1 protein-coding gene is annotated in these 435 nt (G+C 61.1%); it reads left to right on the top strand.

The window, feature by feature from the left end:
• A partial coding sequence (locus B2W52_RS04970; protein ID WP_286801706.1) for a 3'-5' exonuclease occupies positions 1–435 on the top strand: 435 nt, incomplete at both ends.

Genomic DNA, 435 nt, shown 5'->3' with positions numbered 1-435 from the left:
AGGGTCTGGAGTTCCCCCTGGTTTTCCTGGCGGGCGTGGAAGAGGGGCTGTTCCCCCACGGCATGTCCCTGGAAGAACCTGGTCGCATGGAAGAGGAGCGCCGCCTGGCCTACGTGGGCATCACCCGGGCCATGAAAAAGCTGGTGCTTACTTACGCCGAATCCCGGCGTTTGTACGGTCAGGAAAAGTTCAATGCGTTGTCGCGGTTTGTCCGGGAGATTCCGGGTGACTGTCTGCTGGAAGTGCGGCTGCGCAACACAGTGACCCGCCCCGCTATGGTGGCGCGTCCGAATGAGAGCATGTTCAGCCAGGATTCGGCCCAGCAATCCGGTTTCAGCCTGGGTCAGCGGGTGCGCCATCCCAAGTTTGGCGAGGGCATCGTGATGAATTCGGAGGGCACCGGGCACCATACTCGGGTGCAGGTGAACTTTGATG

The sequence above is a fragment of the Marinobacter sp. UBA2498 genome (assembly GCF_002341575.1).
Classification (GTDB): Bacteria; Pseudomonadota; Gammaproteobacteria; order Pseudomonadales; family Oleiphilaceae; genus Marinobacter; species Marinobacter manganoxydans.
This window is presented reverse-complemented; position numbering and strand designations above follow the sequence as displayed.